General features: G+C 70.6%; 15 protein-coding genes, 1 tRNA gene and 1 pseudogene. 2 read left to right on the top strand and 15 right to left on the bottom strand.

Annotated features, from left to right (window positions below):
- Nucleotides 1-15: 15 nt before the first annotated feature.
- The 6 genes and pseudogenes from tnpB to Vqi01_RS05170 form a co-directional block, all read right to left on the bottom strand.
- Complete coding sequence (gene tnpB / locus Vqi01_RS05195; RefSeq protein ID WP_204033337.1) at nt 16-1,389, bottom strand: IS607 family element RNA-guided endonuclease TnpB; 1,374 nt, start codon at nt 1,387-1,389, stop codon at nt 16-18.
- Nucleotides 1,386-1,830: pseudogene (locus tag Vqi01_RS05190) on the bottom strand (recombinase family protein). Before Vqi01_RS05190 ends, tnpB begins: the two are co-directional and overlap by 4 nt.
- Nucleotides 1,831-1,901: 71 nt before the next feature.
- Nucleotides 1,902-2,822: a YihY/virulence factor BrkB family protein gene (locus Vqi01_RS05185; RefSeq protein ID WP_204033336.1), complete on the bottom strand. Its 921-nt coding sequence runs from the start codon at nt 2,820-2,822 to the stop codon at nt 1,902-1,904.
- Nucleotides 2,823-2,883: 61 nt separating this feature from the next.
- Complete coding sequence (locus tag Vqi01_RS05180; protein WP_204033335.1) at nt 2,884-3,432, bottom strand: 2'-5' RNA ligase family protein; 549 nt, start codon at nt 3,430-3,432, stop codon at nt 2,884-2,886.
- Between the two features lie 59 nt (nt 3,433-3,491).
- Nucleotides 3,492-4,517: a tryptophan--tRNA ligase gene (gene trpS / locus Vqi01_RS05175; protein WP_204033334.1), complete on the bottom strand. Its 1,026-nt coding sequence runs from the start codon at nt 4,515-4,517 to the stop codon at nt 3,492-3,494.
- 33 nt (nt 4,518-4,550) lie between these two features.
- The gene (locus Vqi01_RS05170) at nt 4,551-5,546 is read right to left on the bottom strand and encodes a hemolysin family protein (protein ID WP_204033333.1); all 996 of its coding nucleotides are present in this window, start codon (nt 5,544-5,546) and stop codon (nt 4,551-4,553) included.
- 83 nt (nt 5,547-5,629) lie between these two features.
- Between Vqi01_RS05170 and galE the strand changes: the two genes are divergently transcribed.
- Complete coding sequence (gene galE / locus Vqi01_RS05165) at nt 5,630-6,613, top strand: UDP-glucose 4-epimerase GalE (RefSeq protein WP_204033332.1); 984 nt, start codon at nt 5,630-5,632, stop codon at nt 6,611-6,613.
- Entirely contained in the window at nt 6,610-7,776 is a 1,167-nt protein-coding gene (gene galK, locus Vqi01_RS05160) for a galactokinase (RefSeq protein WP_204033331.1), read from the top strand. Before galE ends, galK begins: the two co-directional genes overlap by 4 nt.
- A gap of 113 nt (nt 7,777-7,889) precedes the next feature.
- Here galK and Vqi01_RS05155 read toward each other — a convergent pair whose 3' ends face one another.
- From Vqi01_RS05155 to Vqi01_RS05115, 9 genes are all read right to left on the bottom strand, one after another.
- Complete coding sequence (locus Vqi01_RS05155) at nt 7,890-9,221, bottom strand: sulfate adenylyltransferase subunit 1 (RefSeq protein WP_372444308.1); 1,332 nt, start codon at nt 9,219-9,221, stop codon at nt 7,890-7,892.
- Nucleotides 9,221-10,132 carry a sulfate adenylyltransferase subunit CysD gene (gene cysD, locus Vqi01_RS05150; RefSeq protein WP_204033329.1) on the bottom strand — a complete coding sequence of 304 codons (912 nt, stop codon included), beginning with the start codon at nt 10,130-10,132 and terminating at the stop codon, nt 9,221-9,223. The genes Vqi01_RS05155 and cysD overlap by 1 nt, the downstream gene beginning before the upstream one ends.
- Nucleotides 10,133-10,206: 74 nt before the next feature.
- Complete coding sequence (locus Vqi01_RS05145; RefSeq protein ID WP_204033328.1) at nt 10,207-11,040, bottom strand: 3'(2'),5'-bisphosphate nucleotidase CysQ; 834 nt, start codon at nt 11,038-11,040, stop codon at nt 10,207-10,209.
- 14 nt (nt 11,041-11,054) lie between these two features.
- A complete protein-coding gene (gene pth, locus Vqi01_RS05140) occupies nt 11,055-11,645 on the bottom strand; it encodes an aminoacyl-tRNA hydrolase (protein ID WP_204033327.1) in 591 nt (196 codons plus the stop codon).
- A gap of 85 nt (nt 11,646-11,730) precedes the next feature.
- Nucleotides 11,731-12,438, bottom strand: coding sequence for a 50S ribosomal protein L25/general stress protein Ctc (locus Vqi01_RS05135; RefSeq protein ID WP_204033326.1), 708 nt, complete (start codon nt 12,436-12,438; stop codon nt 11,731-11,733).
- A gap of 285 nt (nt 12,439-12,723) precedes the next feature.
- Nucleotides 12,724-13,704, bottom strand: coding sequence for a ribose-phosphate diphosphokinase (locus Vqi01_RS05130; protein WP_204033325.1), 981 nt, complete (start codon nt 13,702-13,704; stop codon nt 12,724-12,726).
- A 60-nt stretch (nt 13,705-13,764) separates the two neighbouring features.
- Complete coding sequence (gene glmU, locus Vqi01_RS05125) at nt 13,765-15,291, bottom strand: bifunctional UDP-N-acetylglucosamine diphosphorylase/glucosamine-1-phosphate N-acetyltransferase GlmU (RefSeq protein ID WP_372444307.1); 1,527 nt, start codon at nt 15,289-15,291, stop codon at nt 13,765-13,767.
- Nucleotides 15,292-15,366: 75 nt separating this feature from the next.
- Nucleotides 15,367-15,437, bottom strand: a tRNA-Gln gene (locus tag Vqi01_RS05120).
- 45 nt (nt 15,438-15,482) lie between these two features.
- Nucleotides 15,483-16,334 (bottom strand): helix-turn-helix domain-containing protein, encoded by an 852-nt coding sequence (locus Vqi01_RS05115; RefSeq protein ID WP_204033323.1) that lies wholly within the window; start codon nt 16,332-16,334, stop codon nt 15,483-15,485.
- Nucleotides 16,335-16,354 lie beyond the last annotated feature (20 nt).

Genomic DNA, 16,354 nt, shown 5'->3' with positions numbered 1-16,354 from the left:
CCTCTCCGTTACCTTTCAGTGCGCTCTAGTGAGCGTGTGATCGGTAGTCCTACCTTGCGGTGGGACGGTCCCGGTCTGATCGGCGTTCGCCGTGCCGGGTTGACGCTTCACAGCCACCAGCCTGCCGGGGCGGGTCTTACGGTCGGCTCCACGTCCGGCCACCGGGCCACTCCCGGCGGGCTCCACCTCAGCCGCGAGAGCGGCGAGGTTGCGTGCGGCGTTAAGGTCGCGGTCGAGGTTCATGCCGCAGGTGGTGCAGGTGTAGGTGCGTTCGGACAGGGCGAGTTTGGTTTTCACCGCGCCGCAGCCTGAGCAGGTTTTCGATGACGGGTACCAGCGGTCGGCCACGATCAGCCGGCCGCCGTTCCATTGCGGTTTGTACGCCAATTGGCGGCGAAGTTCGCCGAAGCCGGCGTCGGCGATGTGCCGGGCCAGCCTGCGGTGGCGCAGCATCCCGGCCACATTCAAGTCTTCGACCACGATCGTGGCGTGGGTGCGGGCGAGGCGGGTGGTGAGCTTGTGCAGGCCGTCACGACGCAGATTGCTCACCCGGGCATGCGCGCGGCCCAACCGGGCGCACGCGCGGTGCCAGCGGTTCGACGGGCGCTGCCCGGTACGCCGGTCAGGGCCGGTCTTGCGGGACAGGGCCCGGCCCAGACGCCGCAACCGGGCCTGCGCGGCGGCCAGGTGACGCGGGTTGTCGACCAGCTCACCGGTGGACAACACCGCCAAGTGCGTGATGCCGACATCCACACCCACCACCGAGCCAGGGCACGCTGGTACCCGGTCGGCCCGGTCCACCTCGACGCAGAACGCCACATGCCACCGGCCGCCTTCACGACGCACCGTGGCCGACATGATCCGGGCAGTGCCGTTGTCAAGGCGTCGAGCCAGCTTCCGCGCCGACTCGTGGAGCTTCAACCGCCCCAGCCGGGGCAACACCACATGCTTACGGTCCGGCTCCACCCGGATCGGTCCAGTGGTGAACCGTACGCTCGGTCGGCGACGCGACTTGAACCGAGGAAACCCGACCAGCCGGCCAGCCCGCTTGCCGGTGCGGGAATCGGACCAGTTCCTCAACCCTCGGGCGAGAGCATCCAGACCGGTGTTGAACGCCTCCTTCGAGCACTCCCGCCACCACGGCGCGACCTCGTCCTTCGCGGCGTTCCACGCCTTACGCAGCGCCGGCAGCGACCAACCGATCGCGGGCGTCAGATCGACCTCGGCGACCCCGTAGGTGCGTTCGGCCGCCCGCTGGTTCATCACCGCCACCACCCGGGCCAGCGCCCAGTTATGGGCAACCCGAGCCGCCCCGGCATGGGCCAACGCCGCGCGCTCCTGCGCCGGTGTGAGGTCCAACGCGTAGCGATACGCCTGGATCGTCTTCACGCGGAGCTGTCCCCGGTGACAACCTCGACCGCCCGGCGGACGCGGTCCGCAGCGGCACGCCGGCCGTACAGACGGACACACAACGACTGCTCAACCACGATCGTGCCCAGGATCCCGTAACAGGGCGAGGAACTTCTCACGGTGACCGGTGAACGCGGATCTAACCTCGGTCACCACCCGATCCACCGCAATACCCTGCCCCGTCGCCCGCACAGCGACACGCGCCACCTGCCGGTCAAGCTCCGCCCTCTGGTCAGCCGACGACACACAGGCGTACACCACCGTCTGCCCCACAGTCGGGGCCGAACCGGCTAATGGCTCTCCGACCATAATCAGCCGCCCGAGACGGTACGTGGGAACGGGAAGCTTCCCAGCCGCGTACTGCCGCCGCGCAGTCACATACGCGACGCCCTGGGATGCCGCCCACTCCTTCAAATTCACCCGACCACTCTGCACCCCATAGAGCGCTAAACAACGCTGACACGCCAGCAGCAGACACCCCTTCCGCCGGTTCAGCCGGCTCCGCCCGGGGTGCCCGGACCGGTTTCCACGTCGGGGTCGGCCGGCCGGCGCGCCGCCAGATCCACCACCTGCCCGCGCCGGCTGGTCGCCGTCAGCGCCGCGCCGAAGAGCACCAACTGGTTGAGCAGATACAGGTAGACCAGCAGACCCACAGCGGTCGCCACCACCGTGTACGCCGGGTTGTGCTCGACCCGTCCCACCCAGAACCGGCCGACCGTGTTGAGCAGGGTGATGCCGACCGCGACGAGCAGCACCACCGGCCGCAGCCGGACCCGGCTCATCCGCAACCGCGGCACCGCCACCAGCAACAGGGTGGCCAGCACCGCGTTGACCAGGACACTGAGCACGGCGCTGATCGTGGTCAGCGCGATCGAGCCGGTGCTGCCCAGCAGGAAGCGCAGCAGCGACTCCAACGCGTCCACCGCCGCCACCGAGGCGCCGAGCAGCATGAAGACCATGAGCAGCACGCCGAGGTCGACCAACCGGCGGACGACCAGGTTGCCGGGATGCTGATCGAGACCGTGGATCAGCCGCTGCGAGGACCGGATGGCCTCCACCCAACCGATCCCGGTCAGCACCAGGATGAGCAGACCGACCACACCAACGGTGCCGCTGCTCTCGGCGACGTGCGCCGGATCGAGGAAGGGCAGGTTCTCCCGGAGGAAATCCTCCGCCGCCGCCCGGACCTCGTCGTTCTCCTCAAGGATCGCGCCGAAGACCGCGTAGCCGACCAGGGCCAGCGCGAAGACGGCGAAGAACCCGTAGTAGGCGATCGCGGCGGCCAGCCGACCGCCCTGCAGATCGGTGTAGAGCACCCCGGCCCGCCACAGGTGGCTGAAGGCCGGAAACCGGCGGCGGGCAGCGCTCAGTCGACGGTCGATGGCGGCCTCGGCCCGGCCCAGAAGGTTCACATCGTCATCCTTACCGATGCCTCCTCGGCTCGCCCGTACCTGACGCGGGCCGGTCGGCCGGTCAACCGCCCAGCCGGAAATGCCGGCGCGGCTGCCACCGGGCCTGCCCGCTGTGCGAGAAGAGGGTGAAGCACTCCACCTCGAACATCGCGGAGAAGCCGGCCAGGTCCTCGTACACCCGGTCCAGCGCCTCCGGCGCCACGTCCTGGGCCACCGTCACGTGCGGATGGTAGGGGAAGCGCAGCTCCCGGCGGAGCTGCGGCGCGGCGTTGATCGCGGCGGCCAGCAGCTCGCACTCGCTGATCCCGGCGGCCACCGCGACGAAGACCACCTGGGTCACCGGCCGGAAGGTGCCGGTGCCTCGCAGATGCAGGGTGAACGGCAGGTGAGCGGCGGCGACCCGGGCGAGGTGCCGCTCCACAGCGGGCAACACGGCCACCGGGATCTCGGTCGGCCCGAGCAGGGTGACGTGGGCCGGCACCGTGTTGGGGTCGCCGGCCTCCAGCCGACGCCGGGTCAGCAGGCTGCCCCACGGTTCGGGAATGTCGACCGCGATGCCGATCTGGACGGTGTCGCCGGCCTCTGCCGGTGCCCCGTTCCCCTGATCCACGCCTCGCGCCACCCCTTCGGCCGCCGACTCGTCCCCACCGCCCGCACTGGTACGGACGGCTACTCGCCGCGCACCGGCAGGAAGAAGCCCACCCGCTCGTACGTCCGCAGCAGTGTCGGCACCGCCACCCGGCGGGCCTTCTCGGCCCCGGCGGCGAGCAGCTTGTCCAGCTGGGCCGGATCCTCCAGGTAGGAGCGGGTGCGCTCCTGGATCGGTACGACGAACTCCCGGACCACCTCGGCGAGGTCCTTCTTCAGGTCGCCGTAGCCCTTGCCGTCGTACGCGGCGACCAGGTCGTCGATGCCGCGCCCGCTCAGTGCCGAGTAGATGGTCAGCAGGTTGGCGATGCCGGGCTTGGTCTCCGTGTCGAAGACGATCTCCCGGCCGGTGTCGGTGACCGCCGAGCGGATCTTCTTTGCCGTACGGGCCGGGTCCTCCAGCAGGTCGACGATGCCGCCCGGCGACGAGGACGATTTCGACATCTTCGCCGTCGGATCCTGCAGATCGGTGATCTTCGCAGTGTCCTTGACGATGTGCGGGGCGGGCACCGTGAAGGTCGGCCCGAACAGCGAGTTGAACCGCTGCGCCAGGTCGCGGGAGAGTTCCAGGTGCTGGCGCTGGTCCTCACCCACCGGGACCGCGTTGGCCTGGTAGAGCAGGATGTCGGCGGCCTGCAGGATCGGGTACGTGAACAGGCCCACGCTGGCCCGCTCGTTGCCCTGCTTCTGCGACTTGTCCTTGAACTGGGTCATCCGGCTGGCCTCGCCGAACCCCGTGATGCAGCCCAGCACCCAGGCCAGCTGCGCGTGCTCAGGCACCTGCGACTGCACGAACAGGGTGCAGCGCTCCGGGTCCAGCCCGACCGCGAGCAGTTGCGCGGCGGCCACCCGGGACCGCTGGTGCAGCACCTTCGGGTCGTGCCCAGCGGTGATGGCGTGCAGGTCGACCACACAGTAGAACGCGTCGTGCGACTCCTGCAACGCCACCCAGTGCCGCACCGCACCCAGGTAGTTGCCGAGGTGGAACGAGTCGGCCGTCGGCTGGATGCCGGAGAAGACGCGCGGCCGGGCGGGAACGTCGGACATGCCGGCAATTCTGTCAGCACCCTCCGTCGTACGTCATGACGGGCTGGTGGGTCGGGCCCGATCGGTGCCGTCGGCGGTCTCCCGCCGCTGCTCCGGCAGGCGGGCGGCGGTCACCGCGAGCCGGGCCACCCGCCGCCCCTCCAGGGTCAGCACCCGCAGCAGTGCGTCGCCCGAACGCCCGGCGGGCTCGGCGGGCACCGCAACCTCGTCGCCCGGCGCGGGCAGCCGCCCCAGCCGGGCCATCACGAACCCGCCCACCGTCTCGTACGGCCCGCTGGGCAGCGGCACGCCGGTGCGCTCGGCGAAGTCGGCGAGGTTGAGCCGGCCGTCCACCACCGCCGGGAGTCCGGTGAGCGGGGGCTCGGGCGGGTCGGCGTACTCGTCGTAGATCTCCCCGACCAGCTCCTCGATCAGGTCCTCGCAGGTCACGATGCCGGCGGTGCCGCCGTACTCGTCGACCACGACGGCCAGGTGGTGTCCCTCCCGCCGCATCTCGGTCAGCGCAGCGAGCACCCGCTTGCTGGCCGGCAGCCGTTTCACGTCGCGGATCAACTGGCCGACCCGGATCCCCGGATCGTGGTCCGGACGCAGCAGTACGTCACGCAGGTGCACGACGCCGACCACGTCGTCGTGGGTGCCGTCGATCACCGGATATCGGCTGTGCGTGTCCGCCCGGACCAGCGGCTCGGCCTCGGCGAGGGTCAGCGTCGCGGAGAGGAACACCACCTCGGTGCGGGGCATCATCACCTCGCGGACCAGGCTCGCCCCGGCCACCAGCACCTCGTCGATGATGCGACGCCCCACCGGGTCGAGCACCGTGTTCGCGGCCACCAGATCCCGCAGTTCCGCCGCGCTGATCCGCTCACGGCCGGTCGCCGTTCCCGCACCGAGCAGGTCGGTGACGAGCCGCAGCGCGCCGTCGGCCGCCCGGACCACCACCCGGGCCACGGCTCGGGCCAGCGGCCCTGGCTCGCGGCGGGGCCGATCCGGCTCCCGCCGCCGGGATCCGCGCCGACGCGCTGCCCGCATGACAGTGATGGTAGCCAGCGGCCCCGCCGTAGGGTGGTAGCACCACGAGGCCGACCCGACGGGTCCGGCGGGAGGAGAGCGACGTGAAACTGCTCGTCACCGGTGGCGCCGGCTTCATCGGCAGCGTGGTGACCCGGATGCTGCTCGACGCCGGTCACGAGGTGGTCGTCCTGGACGATCTGCGGACCGGCCACCGGGAAGCCCTCGCCCCCGACGCGATCCACGTCGAGGTCGGCCTCCACGACGCGGCCCGGGTGCTCACCCCGCAGGCCGGCTTCGACGGCGTGCTGCACTTCGCCGCGCTGATCGCCGCCGGTGAGTCGATGGTCGCCCCCGAGCGGTACTGGCACAACAACACCGTCGGCTCGCTGGCGCTGATCGACGCGGTCCGCGCCGCCGGCGTACCCCGGCTGGTCTTCTCCTCCACCGCCGCCGTCTACGGCGACCCGACCGAACTGCCCATCCCGGAGACCGCCCACAGGGCCCCGACCAACACCTACGGGGCGACCAAACTCGCCGTCGACATGGCGCTCACCTCCGAGGCGATCGGCCACGGCCTGGCCGCCGTCTCGCTGCGCTACTTCAACGTCGCCGGGGCGTACCTCGACGGCGACACCGCCCTCGGCGAGCGGCACGACCCGGAGACCCACCTCATTCCGATCGCGTTGGAGGTTGCCGCCGGACGGCGGGAGAAGCTGCAACTCTTCGGCGATGACTACCCGACCGTCGACGGCACCTGCGTCCGCGACTACATCCACGTCGCCGACCTGGCCCGCGCCCACCTGCTCGCCCTCGGCGTGGCCACCGCCGGCCAGCACCGCGTCTACAACCTCGGCAACGGCAACGGCTTCACCAACCGCCAGGTGGTCGAGGTGGTCCGCGAGGTCACCGGCCACCCGGTGCCGGTCGAGACGGCACCCCGCCGCGAGGGCGACCCCGCCGAACTGGTCGCCTCCGCCGCGCTGGCCCGCGCCGAGCTGGGCTGGACACCGGACAAACCCACCCTGCACGACATGGTCGCCGACGCCTGGGCTTTCTACCGCACCCACCTGCTGGACCGGCCGTGACCGGCCGTCGCGACGTCGCCGCCCGCGCCGCCGCCGGCTTCCAGACGGTGTACGCGACCCGGCCCGCCGGCCGCTGGGCGGCTCCCGGTCGGGTCAACCTGATCGGTGAGCACACCGACTACAACGACGGGTTCGTGCTGCCGTTCGCGCTGCCGCTGCGCACCGTCGTCGCCGCCGCGCCGCACCCGGCCGACCGCTGGGCCGTCTGGTCCGAGCTGACCGGCGAGACGGTCGACTTCGGTCCCGACGAGGTGGCCGCCCCCGGCCGGGTCACCGGCTGGGCCGCGTACGTGGCCGGGGTGGTGTGGGCGTTGCGCGAGGCCGGCCACCCGGTGCCGGGTGCCCGCCTGGCCGTCGCCTCCGACGTGCCGCTGGGTGCCGGGCTGTCCTCCTCGGCCGCGCTGGAGGCGGCCGTGCTCGCCGCGCTGGTCGACCTCGGCGGCCTCGACCTGCCCGCCGAGCACCGGCCCCGGCTGGCCCAGCGGGCCGAGAACCGCTACGTCGGCGCGCCCACCGGGATCATGGATCAGTCGGCGGCGATCCGCTGCCGGGCCGGACACGCCCTCTTCCTCGACTGCCGCACCGAACAGGTGACGCACATTCCGTTCGCGCTGGACGCCGACGGGCTGGCCGTACTGGTGGTCGACAGCCGTGCCCCGCACCGGCACGCCGACGGCGAGTACGCGGCCCGCCGCGCCTCGTGCGAGCAGGCGGCGGCGCTGCTCGGCGTGACCGCCCTGCGGGACGTGCCGGCGGAGAAGCTCGACGACGCGCTCGCCCGACTGGCCGACGAGGAGACCCGCCGCCGGGTCCGGCACGTGGTCACCGAGAACCAGCGGGTGCTGGACACCGTCGCTCTGCTCCGCGCCGGACGGCCCCGCCAGATCGGAGGGCTGCTCACCGCTTCACACGCCTCCATGCGGGACGATTTCGCCATCACCGTGCCCCAGGTGGACACCGCCGTCGAGGCCGCGCTCGCCGCCGGGGCGCTCGGCGCCCGGATGACCGGCGGCGGCTTCGGCGGCTGCGTGCTCGCCCTGGTCGAGGCGGCTCAGGCCGACCAGGTGGCTGCCGCCGTCACCGCCGCCTACGCCGACCGCTCCTTCACCCCACCCACCCACAGCACCGTCACCCCCGCCCCCGGCGCCACCCGCCTCGACTGAGCCACCCCCACCCCCACCCCCACGATCTTGCAGTTTCTGTCGGGACAAATGCCCACGGAGGCGGCAAAAAGGCGACCGGAAGTGCAAGATCGCGGAGAGGAGGAGAAGAGGGGTCAGGCGGCTTCGACGATCATGCCGGCGCCGACGGTGCGGTTGGTGGTCTCATCGATGATGACGAAGCCGCCGGTGGTGCGATTGCGGCGGTACTCGTCGGCGAGCAGCGGAACGGTGGTGCGGAGCCGGACCCGGCCGATCTCGTTGAGACGCAGCTCGGTCGCGGACTCGTCCCGGTGCAGCGAGTTGATGTCGAGGCGGTAGTGCAGGCCGCGGACGATCGCCCGCGCCGCCCGGGTGGTGTGCTTGATCGCGTACTTGCCGCCGATCTGCAACGGGCGGGTCTCGTCCATCCAGCAGACCATCGCCTCGATGTCCTGCGCCACCGTCGGCGCGTTGTTCGGCCGGCAGATCATGTCGCCCCGGGAGATGTCGATCTCGTCTTCCAGGCGTACCGTCACCGACATCGGCGGGAACGCCTCCGCCACCGGCCCGTCAGCGGTCTCCACCGCCTTGATCCGGCTGGTGAAGCCCGACGGCAGCACCATCACCTCGTCGCCCGGCTTGAGCACGCCGGAGGCCACCTGACCGGCATAGCCCCGGTAGTCCGTGACCACGGTCGACTGCGGACGGATCACGTACTGCACCGGGAAGCGGACGTCGACCAGGTTACGGTCGCTGGCGATGTGCACCCGCTCCAGGTGGTGCAGCAACGCCGGGCCCTCGTACCAGGGCATGTTCGGTGAACGGGTGACGATGTTGTCGCCCCGCAGCGCGGAGATCGGCACCACGGTCAGATCCGGCACGTCGAGCTTCGCGGCGAACGCGGTGAACTCGTCGGCGATCCGCTCGAAGACCTCCTGCGAGAAGTCGACGAGATCCATCTTGTTGACGCAGAGCACCAGGTGCGGCACCCGCAGCAGCGAGCAGAGGAAGGCGTGCCGCCGGGACTGCTCGACCAGGCCCTTGCGCGCGTCCACAAGGATCATCGCCAGGTCCGCGGTGGAGGCACCGGTGACCATGTTCCGGGTGTACTGAATGTGCCCGGGCGTGTCGGCGATGATGAACTTGCGCCGGGGCGTGGCGAAGTAGCGGTACGCCACGTCGATGGTGATGCCCTGCTCCCGCTCGGCCCGCAGGCCGTCGGTGAGCAGCGCCAGGTTGGTGTACTCGTCGCCGCGGGCCGCGCTGACCGCCTCCACGGCGGCCAACTGGTCGGTGAAGAGCGACTTCGTGTCGTACAGCAGCCGGCCGATCAGGGTCGACTTGCCGTCATCCACACTGCCGGCGGTCGCGAAGCGCAGCAGGTCCATCGGGCGGGCCTCCGGCCCGGCCTGGTCACCCGGTCGCGCGTCCGAAGCGTCTCCCGGCGCGAACGTCTCGGTGGTCATCAGAAGTAGCCCTCCCGTTTGCGGTCCTCCATCGCGGCCTCACTGACCCGGTCGTCACCCCGCGTCGCCCCGCGCTCGGTGATCCGGGTCGCGGCGACCTCCTCGATGACCTTCTCGACCGTGTCGGCGTCCGAGCGGACCGCCGCTGTGCAGGAAGCGTCTCCCACCGTGCGGTACCGCACCCGGGCCTTGAACCGCTCCTCACCGGCGCGGGCCGGCAGGAACTCGTTGACCGCGTAGAGCATCCCGTCCCGCTCCACCACCTCGCGCTCGTGCGCGTAGTAGATCGACGGGATCTCGATCCGTTCCCGGGCGATGTAGTGCCAGACGTCCAGCTCCGTCCAGTTGGACAGCGGGAAGACCCGGATCGACTCGCCCGGGTGGTGCCGACCGTTGTAGAGCGACCACAGCTCAGGCCGTTGGTTCTTCGGATCCCACTGGCCGAACTCGTCGCGGAAACTGAACACCCGCTCCTTGGCGCGGGCCTTCTCCTCGTCCCGGCGGGCACCACCGAAGAGCGCATCGAACCGGCGCTTCTCCACCGCCTCCAGCAGCACCGGCGTCTGGATCCGGTTACGCATCCCGTCGGCCGACTCCCGGACCAGCCCGCTGGCCAGCGCCTCCGGCACACTGGCCACCACCAGTTGCAGGCCCAGCTCAGCCACCCGCCGGTCGCGGTAGTCCAGCACCTCGGGAAAGTTGTGGCCAGTGTCGACGTGCATCACCGGAAAGGGAATCTGAGCCGGCGCGAACGCCTTCTGCGCCAGCCGGAGCATGACGATCGAATCCTTGCCGCCGGAGAAGAGCAGGACCGGCCGCTCCATCTCGGCGACGACCTCGCGCATCACGAAAATGCTCTCTGCCTCGAGCGCGTCGAGGTGCGTGACCTGGTAGGCCGGGGTGACGGTCATGACGATGACTCGATTCGCTCGCTCATCCGATTTCCAGACCTTTCCGGTCGGACATGCCAGGAACTAGCGTCAGGCTACCCGCAATGCCGATGCAGCGCTGCAAGTAACCGGCTGGCGAGATCCTTGCGGCACACCAGCAGGTCCGGCAGACGTGGATCCGCCTGGTTGTATTTCAGCGCAGAACCGTCGATACGGGAAGCATGCAGTCCGGTGGCCGTCGCCACAGCCACCGGCGCGGCCGAATCCCACTCGTACTGTCCGCCGGCATGCACGTACGCGTCCACCTCGCCGGTGACCACCGCGGCGATCTTCGCCCCGGCCGAACCCATCGGCACCAACCGCGCCCCGACCTCCTCGGCGAAGTCGGTCAGGAACGCCGGCGGGCGGCTCCGGCTGGCCGCCAAGCGGAGCTGCCCGGCACCCCCGGCGGTCGCCGTCTCCTCGGGCATCGGAGGGTACGCCGGCGGCACGTCCGTACCCAGCACCCGGTGCCGCACCGGCAACGCGACCGCGCCCGCGACCAGACCGTGCGACATCGGCGCGTTACGCGCCCAGAGCGCGACGTGCACCGCCCAGTCCGCGCGCCCTTCCTCACTGAACTCCCGCGTGCCGTCCAACGGATCGATGATCCACACTCGGTCGGCGGTCAATCGGGAAAGCGCACCGCTGCCCACCTCCGCCGACCGCGCCAGCCGAGAATCCTCGTCCTCTTCGGAGAGCACCGCGTCCCCCGGGCGCCACCTCGCCAGCTCGGTCCGGATCAGGTCGTGCGAGACCTTGTCCCCCGCCGACCTCAACGCACCCGCATCGGCGAATCCCATCTCCGCCCGCAGGTTCAACAACGCCTGACCAGCACGGTCGGCCAGCCACCGGGCGAACGCACCGTCGATCATCGGTGGACTGCTCATGCTCCGCGCTCCCGTCACCCGCCGTGATAGAGGTTCTGTGTCGGCTCCACACCCCGGATGACCACGGACTCCACCACATCAGCGGCCCGGTCCACCAGGAAATCCAACTCCTTGCGCTCCACTGCGCCGAAGTTTGACAGGACGTAGTCCGCAGGATCCTGCCGGCCTGGCGGTCGACCGATCCCGAACCGCACCCGTACATAATCCTTCGTGCCCAGCGACTTCGACATCGACCGCAGGCCGTTGTGCCCGCCCTCGCCCCCGCCGCACTTGACCCGCAACTGACCGTAACCGATGTCCAGCTCGTCGTGCACCGCGACCACCCGAGCCGGCGGCACTTTGTAGAACTGCGCCAAGCCGACCACCGGGCCGCCGGAGAGGTTCATGTAGGTCAACGGCTTGACCAACACCAGCTTCGGACCGCCGAAGCCGAGGCGCACCTCGGCGACCTCCGCCACCGCCCGCCTGTGCCGGCCGAACTTCCCTCCCAGCCGACCCGCCAACAGGTCCGCCACCATGAACCCGACGTTGTGCCGGTTGCCCGCGTACTCCCGACCCGGATTGCCCAGGCCGACCACCAGCCACGGCCCGGTCTCGTCCGTCACCGTCCGTCCCCTCTGCTACCTGTTCCGATACGCAAACAGGCGCCCCCGGCAACCGGGGACGCCTGTCGCACAGCCTGCGGACCGCTCAGGCCTCGCTCCGCGTTTCCGCAGTCTCCTCGCCACCCGCGGCGGCCGGCTCGCCGGCGTCGGCGCCCTCGGAGGACTCGGCGGTCCCCTCGCCGACCCCGGCCTCGACCTCCTCGTCGGCCGTCTCGACCTCGGGGAGCGTCGCCTCGAGCTGCTCGGCGGTCGGCGCGGCGGTGACCGTCGCGACCGGCAGCTCCGGGTCGGCGGCCAGCTCGACGCCGGCGGGCAGCTCGACGTCGGCGGCAGTCACCTGGACGCCCGCCTCGGCGCCCTCGATCGACGCCTCCAAGCGATCCGGCACCTTGGTCGCGTCGGCGGTCACCGAAAGAGTGTCGTGGTCGTGCACGATCAGGGTGTCCCTCGCCGCCTCACCGGTCAGCTGCACCGGCACATCGACGGTGACCTTCTCGCCCCGGCGCACCAGCAGCAGGTCGACGTGCTCGAAGGTGTCCCGGATCGGGTCGCGCTGGATCGCCTTCGGCAGGGCCAGCACCTGGGTGCCGTCGCTGACCTCGATCGCGAAGAGCTGGTTCGCGCCGCCCTTGCGGATGGCCGCCGCGAACTCGAGGGCCGGCAGCGCGATGTGCTTGGGCTTCTCGCCATGGCCGTACAGCACGGCGGGCACCTTGCCGGCCCGGCGGGTACGACGGGCACCACCCTTGCCGAACTCGGTGCGGGGCTCGGCGCTGATCTTTACCTCGGACACGGGGAAACTCCTGATGCTTCGCTGCGGCAGCTTGTCGTCTGGCGGTGCTGGGCGGGGGGCTCGCAGGGGCTCATGCGTCAGCAGACTGCCCGGAGCACCGCGTCGATCACGGTGCTCCGTGCGGCGCTTCTCAGCGGCCCGCAGGGCACCCTCGCCGTGGCAACCGCACCAGTCTAGCCGAGCGGATTCCTGGGTCTGCGGCAGTCCCCGCACCCGCCCGCCCAGACTGCGCGGCGGACCGGCCACGCCGGCCGGCCCGCCGGCTACGGCAGCGCTGCGCTCAGCTCAGCTCAGCCCACCGAAGAGGGTGGTCACCGAACCGTCGTCGAACACCTCTCGGATGGCCCTGGCCAGCAACGGCGCGATGGACAGCACGGTGAGCTTGTCGAGCTGCTTCTCCGGCGGCAGCGGCAGCGTGTTGGTCACCACCACCTCGCTGACCGGGCTGTTCTTCAACCGCTCGGTCGCCGGGTCGGAGAGCAGTGCGTGGGTGGACGCCACGATCACGTCCGCCGCACCGGACTCCCGCAGGATGTCCGCCGCCCGACAGATCGTGCCACCCGTGTCGATCATGTCGTCGACGATCAGGCAGACCCGACCCTCCACCTCGCCTACCACCCGGTTCGCCACCACCTGGTTCGGCTTCAACGGATCCCGCGTCTTGTGAATGAACGCCAGCGGACAGCCGCCCAGCCGGTCGGTCCACCGCTCGGCCACCCGCACCCGACCCGAGTCCGGGGCAACCACGGTCATCGGCCGGCCCGCGTACTTGCGTTGCACGTACTCGGCCAGGATGTCCATCGCGAAAAGGTGGTCCACCGGGCCGTCGAAGAAGCCCTGGATCTGCGCGGTGTGCAGGTCCACGGTGAGGATCCGGTTCGCCCCCGCGGTCTTCAACAGGTCCGCGATCAACCGGGCCGAGATCGGCTCCCGGCCGCGGTGCTTCTTGTCCTGTCGGGAGTACGGATAGAACGGCAGGACGACCGTGATCCGCTTGGCCGAACCGCGCTTCAGCGCGTCGACCATGATCAAGGTCTCCATGATCCAGGTGTTCACCCCGTGCGTGACCGACTGCACCACGAAGGCGTCCGAACCACGTACCGATTCCTTGAACCGGACGAAGATCTCGCCGTTGGCGAAGTCGTACGCGTCGGCCGGCGTCGGCGCAACGCCGAGCACCTCGCCGATCTCCCTGGCCAGCTCCGGAAACCCACGTCCGGAGAAGAGCATCAGGCTCTTGCGGTTTTCGGCGACGATGCTGCCCATGGGCCCGTCTGCTCCCGTTTTGGTCGGTGGTACCCGGTGCCTGGTAGTGGTGCCCGGGGACTATTCGGTTGCAGTATCTCCCGCCTCGGCTGCCGCTCCCATCGGCTCGGCGGCGCCGTGGATTGCCTCACCTTCACTTGCGGCCGACCCCTGGGACGACGCACTCTGCGACGCCCGCTCGGCCGCCTCCGCCGAGCGCGTGCCCGGTCGCTTCTGCGCCACCCAGCCGTCGATGTTGCGCTGCGGGGCCCGAGTCACCCCGAGCGCACCAGGCGGAACGTCCTTGCTGATCGCACTGCCCGCCGCCACGTACGCCCCGGCGCCCACCTCGACCGGCGCGATCAAGCTCGTGTCACAGCCCACGAACGCGGCCTCGCCGACCACCGTGCGGTGCTTGTTCACCCCGTCGTAGTTCACGAAGATCGTCGCCGCGCCGATGTTCGCCCGCGCCCCGATCGTCGCGTCACCGACATACGACAGGTGCGGCACCTTGGCACCCGCACCCAGCTCGGAGTTCTTCACCTCGACGAACGTGCCGACCTTCGACTTCTCCGCCAGCCGTGCGTCCGGCCGCAGGTACGCGTACGGTCCGACGCTGGCGCCCGGACCGATCTCGGCGCCCACCGCGTGACTGCGCAGCACCGTGGCGCCGGCATGCACCACCGTGTCGATCAGCGTCACGTCGGGCCCCACCACCGCGCCGCTGCCGACCACCGAGCCGCCGCGCAGCTGGGTGTTCTGGTCCACCACCGCGTCCCGGTCCAGGGCCACCGTCACGTCGATCCACGTCGTGTCCGGGTCGAGCAGGCTCACCCCGGCACGCATCCAGCGCTCGTTGACCCGGTCCCGCAGCAGCCGGCGCAGCGCCGCCAGCTCCACCCGGTCGTTGCAGCCGAGGGTCTCGGTGTGGTCGTCCGCCAGGTGCACCGCCACCGGCTCGCCAACCGAGACCAGCAGACCGAACACGTCGGTCAGGTACTCCTCGCCTTGGTCGTTGTCCGTGGAGAGCTTGCCCAGCACGTCGCGCAACCGCGCCGCGTCGAACGCGTAGATGCCCGCGTTGATCTCACGGATCGCCAACTGCTCCGGGCTGGCGTCGCGCTGCTCGACGATCTGTCGCAGTCGGCCCGCGGCGTCCCGCACGATGCGGCCGAGCCCGGTCGGATCCGGCACCTGCGCGGCCAGCACGGTCGCCGCCGCGCCCTCGCCCTCGTGCGCCGCGACCAACGCGGTGACCGTCTCCGGCCGCAGCAGCGGCACGTCGCCATTGAGCACCACCACGGTGCCGGTCGCCTCCGGTGCCGCCTCCAGCGCGATCCGCACCGCGTGCCCGGTGCCGAGCTGCTCGGCCTGGAACACCGCGGTGGCCTCCGGCGCAACCTCGGCCAGATGCGCCCGGACCTGGTCCGCGCCGTGCCCGACCACCACCATCGTGCGCTGCGCCGCCAGCGGCTCTGCCGCACCGAGCGCGTGACCGAGCAGCGTCCGGCCGAGCAGTGGATGCAACACCTTGGGCAACGAGGACTTCATCCGCTTGCCCTCACCGGCGGCAAGCACGACGACGGTGCGGGGGTGGGGCTCGGACACGACGTGGCTCCCGTCGGAACACGGACACTCTCTCGCGGCCATGCTAACCAGACATCAGCCGCCGATAAGCGGAAGCTCCCGGGAGAGGACTCGAACCCCTACAATCAGGACCAAAACCTGACGTCCTGCCATTAGACGACCCGGGATGGACTAAAACGGGCAAAACGCTAACGCTAGCCAGCTCCTACAGCTTAGCGTCCCGCGTCCGCGACACCATCACTCATACCCTTCATGATCCCCTCGATCTTCCAATACAACCGCCGCGACCGTGGAACCTCGACGCTGAGGCACCCTCGGTACGCCTCTCCAGTGTTGTGCCAGACGGTGGTGGGGGGGTGCCGCTTCAACGTGGCGGGCTGGAAGGTCTCGGCGGACACCCCGATCTGCTCCGCCCACCAGTTGACTGCCTCCTCGACATCCGCGCTCTCGTGAATCGCGACGCGATAGCGCAACCCCTCCCGGCGCTCGCCCAACGCTTCCACGAATCGCACGAAGAGTCCGATCAACGCCGGGTCACTGTTGACGAAGCGGACCCGGCAGTCATGCGGTCGCCAGGGCTTGGCCTTGGCACCCTCCGCCCAGTAGAGAGCTGCCCCGACCAGCACCAGTTCGCGGTACCGCAGATCTTTCACCCAGGCCGCCGTGGCCTCGACCGTCGTCGCCCGAGCGGCGTCGCGCGCCCGCCGATGCTGCTCCCATTGCGCGTCGGTCATGACCTTCGAGTGGGCGCGGCGGCGCTGCCGTTCCTCTTCCTCGTCCCGGTGCAGCGGCATGTGCCGTACCCACAGGTAGGCGGTCGACCGGCTCACCGCCAGCCGGCGGGCGATCTCCGGCACGGAGAGCCCTGTCGCGCGGAGCCGCTCCGCCTCGGCGCGCAGGTCGTCCTTGGCGTTGGGCCGCCGGGTCCACTCCGGCGCCGGCACCCCGCGCAGCAACTCGTACACCCGGTTGCGGCCGAGACCGGTGCGGGCTCGGATCTCGCGCACCGAAAGCTGTTCCTCGGTGCGCAGCCGGCGCACCTCGGCGGCGTCGAAATCGGTCATGCGGCGCAGCTTAGGACGAG

The sequence above is a fragment of the Micromonospora qiuiae genome (genome assembly GCF_016863555.1).
Lineage (GTDB): Bacteria > Actinomycetota > Actinomycetes > Mycobacteriales > Micromonosporaceae > Micromonospora > Micromonospora qiuiae.
The sequence above is the reverse complement of the archived record's forward strand: the minus strand, read 5'-3'. Positions and strand labels throughout refer to the sequence as shown.

Excerpts from the sequence above, each read along its gene's own strand:
- Vqi01_RS05170 (WP_204033333.1), bottom strand. The coding sequence starts at position 5,546 with ATGCGGGCAGCGCGTCGGCGCGGATCCCGGCGGCGGGAGCCGGATCGG.
- Vqi01_RS05155 (WP_372444308.1), bottom strand. The coding sequence starts at position 9,221 with ATGACCACCGAGACGTTCGCGCCGGGAGACGCTTCGGACGCGCGACCG.
- trpS (WP_204033334.1), bottom strand. The coding sequence starts at position 4,517 with ATGTCCGACGTTCCCGCCCGGCCGCGCGTCTTCTCCGGCATCCAGCCG.
- Vqi01_RS05145 (WP_204033328.1), bottom strand. The coding sequence starts at position 11,040 with ATGAGCAGTCCACCGATGATCGACGGTGCGTTCGCCCGGTGGCTGGCC.
- Vqi01_RS05115 (WP_204033323.1), bottom strand. The coding sequence starts at position 16,334 with ATGACCGATTTCGACGCCGCCGAGGTGCGCCGGCTGCGCACCGAGGAA.
- cysD (WP_204033329.1), bottom strand. The coding sequence starts at position 10,132 with ATGACCGTCACCCCGGCCTACCAGGTCACGCACCTCGACGCGCTCGAG.
- Vqi01_RS05130 (WP_204033325.1), bottom strand. The coding sequence starts at position 13,704 with ATGGGCAGCATCGTCGCCGAAAACCGCAAGAGCCTGATGCTCTTCTCC.